The organism is Ferroglobus sp. (assembly GCF_015521575.1).
GTDB lineage: Archaea > Halobacteriota > Archaeoglobi > Archaeoglobales > Archaeoglobaceae > Ferroglobus.
Genome location: NZ_WANY01000051.1, coordinates 1 through 5,274, shown reverse-complemented (window position 1 = coordinate 5,274; position 5,274 = coordinate 1). Strand labels below are relative to the sequence as shown.

Annotated in this window: 5 protein-coding genes; all 5 read left to right on the top strand. The window is 43.1% G+C overall.

Features of this window, described 5'->3' with window-relative positions; translation table 11 throughout:
- Positions 1 to 1,066 (top strand): universal stress protein (locus tag F7C14_RS02040; RefSeq protein ID WP_290899467.1); only part of this gene is annotated, 1,066 nt, incomplete at its 5' end.
- Positions 1,045 to 2,652 (top strand): amino acid permease, encoded by a 1,608-nt coding sequence (locus tag F7C14_RS02035; RefSeq protein ID WP_290899465.1) that lies wholly within the window; start codon positions 1,045 to 1,047, stop codon positions 2,650 to 2,652. The genes F7C14_RS02040 and F7C14_RS02035, both read left to right, overlap by 22 nt.
- 30 nt (positions 2,653 to 2,682) lie before the next feature.
- Positions 2,683 to 3,393 carry a twin-arginine translocase subunit TatC gene (tatC, locus tag F7C14_RS02030; protein WP_290899463.1) on the top strand — a complete coding sequence of 237 codons (711 nt, stop codon included), beginning with the start codon at positions 2,683 to 2,685 and terminating at the stop codon, positions 3,391 to 3,393.
- Positions 3,394 to 3,399: 6 nt separating this feature from the next.
- Complete coding sequence (trkA, locus tag F7C14_RS02025) at positions 3,400 to 4,704, top strand: Trk system potassium transporter TrkA (RefSeq protein WP_290899456.1); 1,305 nt, start codon at positions 3,400 to 3,402, stop codon at positions 4,702 to 4,704.
- Positions 4,701 to 5,274: potassium transporter TrkG (locus tag F7C14_RS02020; protein ID WP_290899453.1), on the top strand; the 574-nt coding region annotated here is incomplete at its 3' end. The genes trkA and F7C14_RS02020, both read left to right, overlap by 4 nt.

The window sequence follows — 5,274 nt, the reverse complement described above, 5'->3', positions numbered from 1 at the left end:
GGTAATTCTTAGATTGAGAAGACCAGATTTGAAAAGAAGCTTCAAAGTGCCTTTCGTTCCTATATTGCCCCTTCTAACTCTAATCCTTCAGTTTGTCATCACTTACTACTTAATCACCCAGCTGGAGCACGGATTTTTAATTGCTCTCTTAACCCTCGGTTGGATTTTCTTTGGCTCTCTTGTTTACTACGCTTACTCGGAGAAGGAGATGGAGAAGAGAATGGAGGAAGAAATTAAAACCGTTTACAAGGAAATTCCGATTGAAGAGAAACCCTACAGAATTCTCGTTCCGATAGCCAATCCGGCAATTGCAAGAAAGCTCGTAAATTTTGCAAAAATTCTTGCAAAAAAGAGGGACGGTGAGATTATAGTCGCAAATATAGTAAGGTTGCCGTATCAGACGCCTTTGACCGCCTCTCTTAGAGAGATTGGCAAGGCTAAAAAGATGGTTTCTGAGCTTTTAAATTCCGAAGTTCCGATTGGCGGGATCGTAGCTGTTGGTCACTCAGTTCCAGAGGCTATCCTCAACCTTGTGGATGAGTTAAAGCCGAATCTGATAGTTATGGGCTGGAGGGGTAGAACTTTTAGAAAAGATGTCGTTCTTGGAAGCACGATAGATCCAGTTCTTGTTAAAGCGAAGTGCGACGTTGTTGTGGTTAAATTTGGAAAAGATTCGTTGAAATTCGAGAAAATTTTAATTCCAACAGCTGGAGGGCCTCATGCTCTCTTAGCTTGCGAAATAGCAAGGGATTTGGCTAACGAAAATTCGAAGATAAAACTTTTGTATGTGGGGAAGAGAGAAGAGGAAAAATCCGTTGCTGAAAAAGCCTTTAGAGAAGCTGAGGAAATCCTAAGAGGGAGCGGAGTTTTGAAGGAGTTTTCGGTTCACTACAACCCCGCTGAGAAAATTGCCGAAGAGGCTGAAAAGCACGATATAACGATAATAGGCGCTTCTGAAAAGCCTTTTCTTCAAAATTTCCTCCTCGGTCTCTTTCCAGAAAAGATAGTCAGGAAAACGAGTAAAACGGTAGCGATGACAAGAAGGTGGGTGAGGCTGATAGCTTGAGGGAAAAAATAGGCTTTTGGGAAGCTTTCAGCATTGGAGTTGGGGGGATGATTGGTGGAGGGATATTTGCTGTTTTGGGTTTGAGTGTGGAGTTCTCAAGGAATTTAGCGCCTTTTGCTTTTTTAATTTCCGGAATTATTGCTTTCTTGACCTCATACTCGTATGCAAAGCTGACGATGAAGTATCCAAGCAAAGGTGGAACGATTGAATTTCTTGTAAAAGCTTACGGGACGGGTGTTTTTTCAGGAACGCTCAATCTTCTTTTGCTTGCGAGTTACGTGATAATGATATCTCTTTATGCATACGCTTTCGGAAGCTACGCTTCGGCAATTGTTAACGTGAACGCTCATTTTCTTAAAAACATCTTGATTTCTCTACCGATCTTAGTATTCACGATCATAAACGCTCTCGGAGCTTACGCAAGTGGAAAAGCTGAAGATGCGCTGGTTGCTTTTAAAGTAGTTGTATTAATAGTGGTCGCTTCCGCTGGACTAACGCACGTTAATCCGGAAAGATTTTCCCATATAGATATCGAGTTTATAGATCTAATAGTTGGTGGTATGGTAATTTTTCTCGCTTATGAGGGGTTCGAATTGATAGCAAATGCGGGGAGCGATGTGGAAAATCCTGAAACTCTGAAGAAAGCCTTTTACTCATCTGTCCTCTTCGTAATTGCGATTTACGTTTTAATAGCCATTGTAGCAGTTGGAAATTTGAGCTACGACGAAATAATCTCTTCAAGGGATTATGCTCTTGCGGAGGCTGCAAAACCGTCTCTTGGAAATATCGGTTTTCTCCTTGTTACATTCGCTGCCGTAGTATCTACAAGCTCAGCCATAAATGCCACTCTTTACGGTGCAGCTGGGGTCAGTTACATGGTCGCCAAGTACGGACAGCTTCCCGAAGTCGTTGAAAAACCGATATGGGGGAAAGCCTATGAGGGTTTGGTAGCTATCTCTCTTCTGTCTTTGCTTCTTGCGAACACCGCAAGTTTGGAGGAAATCTCCACAGCCGGCAGCAGTGGTTTTCTTCTGATTTTTTTCTTCGTTAATCTGGCAGCTTTTAAGTTACGTAAAAACCTGAAGATAAGAGCCGAAGTACCGTTGATTGGAGCGGTTGTTAGTTTCGTGGCTTTTCTAATTCTGATATTTAAAATGGTTGAAAAGGACATCGCAAGTGTCTACATCTTTTCCACCATGATAATCGGCTGTTTCTTGCTTGAGTATGCTTACAGACTCGCTACCGGGAGGAGGATGGAGTTATTCGTGGACTCCAATCTTAAAAACAGAATGGTAAACTTGGCTAACTGGGAAAAATGGGTTAAAAAGTTTGCTGATGAGCTTGTCAAACTTGTGGAGGATGCGGAGGTTTTTATTGTTGGAAGTCATGCGAGAGGAGAGAGGGAAAAAGCGCACGATGTAGACTTACTGATTTTCACGGAGGAAAGAGATGAGAGCAAATTTGAAAAAGCAAAGAGAAACGCGGGTTTGACGAAGGTTCATCCTCTTCACCTCCACGTAGAGAGTAAAAGAAGAAAGGAAATAGCTCTAAGAAGAGCGAAACATTACGTTCAAATCAAACCTTAACTTTTTATTTACTTGACTTCTTCTCACTTCGTGGAACCTCCGGAAGACAGAGAGATGGAGCTCAGAGAGCATCTTGCCGAACTTAGAACGAGAGTAATCCGTTCTTTTGTCTTTCTTCTCATTTTCATGGGTGTCTATTTTTACAAATCAGACGAGTTGATGTATCTGTATTGGAACAACATTCTTCCCGGGAGGGAGATGGTTGCCTACTCGCCGACCGAACCTATCGTAGCTAAAATCGTTTTTTCTTTCTTTCTCGCTTTTATAACGACGTATCCCTACATAATGTACGAAATTTACCTGTTTATGAAGCCCGGGCTATATGAGCACGAAAGAAAGTTCATGAAGACTTTTATTCCTCTCTCTTACGCTTTCTTTCTCGTTGGAGTTGGAATCGCGTATTTCATTATTCTTCCGAGGTTGTACGGTGCGGTGGCTGTGGAAATGCTTGGGGCGGAGCCTTACCTCTCCATAAAAAAGACTCTCTACAACTCCCTAAAAATTTGCGCTGCTTTAGGCTTGTCCATGCAGCTTCCGGTAATTGCGGCTATTGCTGTGAGGATCGGACTGGTAAGCTCTAAATGGTTGAGGGAGAAAAGGTTAATAATATATTTGGCAGTTCTTATTCTCGCAACGAACATGAGTTTGGACATAACTGGACTGAGCCAGATAATTGTGTTAGCGGTGTTCGTTGTGATGTACGAAATAAGCGTCTTCGTATCGTCCTTGGCTGAGAAGTGATAAAAAATGAGGATCGTTATCGCTGGAGCCGGAGAAGTTGGTTACAACATAGCGAAAGATATCTCGGATGCGCACGAAGTCGTGGTTATAGAATCGGATGAAGAGAAGATTGTAGATCTCGAAAGGCTTAACGTGGAAACGATAATCGGAAATGCTGCGAACGTAGAAATTCTGAAAAAGGCTGAAGTTAAGAAAGCGGACATATTTGTGGCAGTAACGGGAAACGACGAAGTAAACCTTCTTTCCGGTTTAGCCGCTAAAAAGCTTGGGGCAGAGAAGGTAATAGTTAGAGTCGGGAATCCCGAATACGTGGACAGACCTGTGATAAAGAACCATCCTCTTGGCTACGACATTCTCCTCTGCCCTCAACTTGTTTTATCAACTGAAATAGCGAAACTCATAACGATTCCCGGTGCTGTTTACTTCGCTTCAATAGAAGATCTGGAGGTCGTTGAGCTACAGGTTTCCGAAAACTCCCCGATAGCTGGGAAGAGAATAGCGGAAATAAACATACCAGAGGGAATAATCATTGGGGCGATACACAGGGGGAATGAAATAATAGTCCCGAAAGGGGAAGAGAGAATTTTCCCTGGAGATAGACTTGCTGTGATCGGATGGAGTGGACAAACCGGAATTGCGAGAAGAATCATGGGAATTCCAGTTGTTAAAAATGTGGTGATCTTCGGAGGGGGAACGGTCGGCAGCTACCTTGCGAGAATGCTCGATAGAAGCAGCTTGAACATAAAGCTGATAGATTCAAACGAGAGGAGGTGCGAAGAGCTTTGCTCAATGCTCAGAAGAACGAAGGTGATTTACGGAGATGCGACGGACATCGACTTATTAATCGAGGAAGAAGTCGGTAAGAGTGATGTCGTCGTTGCCGCAACCGACAGTGATGAGAAAAACCTTCTCTCCTCGCTGTTAGCAAAAAATCTTGGGGCAAAAAAAGCTATTGCGAGGGTTGAGAAAGGAAAATACGTGGAGCTTTTCGAGAAAGTTGGCGTGGATGTCGCTTTGTCTCCAAGAAAAGTCACCTACCTTGAAGTTATGAGGCAGCTGAGATTGATGAGAGTGGAAACTCTTGGGGATTACGAAGCGAGCATAGCCGTGCTTGAGTACGTAGCATCTAAAAAGCTCGACGGGAAAAGGATAAGGGAAATAAAGTTCCCGGAGAACACGATAGTTGGGGCGATAAAAAGGGACGGAAAAATAATCATACCAAAGGGGGATACAGAGATAAAGCTTGGGGACAGACTGTACATTCTCACCTCATGGAAGAACGTTGAAAAGATAGACAAGATGCTATCATGAACAGAAAAGCTGTTTTGAACGTTCTCGGAAGGATCCTTCTTTACTTTTCCCTGGTATTCATAATTCCCATAGCTGTTGCTTTTTATTTCGGAGAGAGCGTAGAGCCATTCTTAATTTCTATGGCAACATCGATCTTCCTCGGATCTCTATTTTACTTTGTTTCAAGAAAAGCTGAAATCGAAATTAGATACAAAGAAGGGTACGCGATAGTCGGGCTGGGATGGTTGCTCGTTTCGATGGTAGGAGCAATTCCGTATCTTTTCGTTGGACTCGATTTCTTCGATGCATTTTTCGAGGCCATGTCCGGTTTTACAACAACCGGAGCGACCGTTTTCGATTCCGTAGAGAATCTTCCGAAATCAGTTTTAACTTGGAGGAGCTTAACTCAGTGGCTCGGTGGGATGGGGATAATAGTTCTATTCGTAGCGATACTTCCATCTTTAGCGAAAAGTGGCTACGCTCTGATGCAAGCTGAAGTCCCCGGAATAAAGCTAACAAGGCTGAAACCGAGGCTTAGAGATACTGCTATAGCCCTCTACCTGATCTATTTATTTTTCACCCTGCTTGAAG

What these genes read in the sequence shown, in the direction of transcription:
- trkA (WP_290899456.1), top strand. Translation starts at nt 3,400, where the DNA reads ATGAGGATCGTTATCGCTGGAGCCGGAGAAGTTGGTTACAACATAGCG.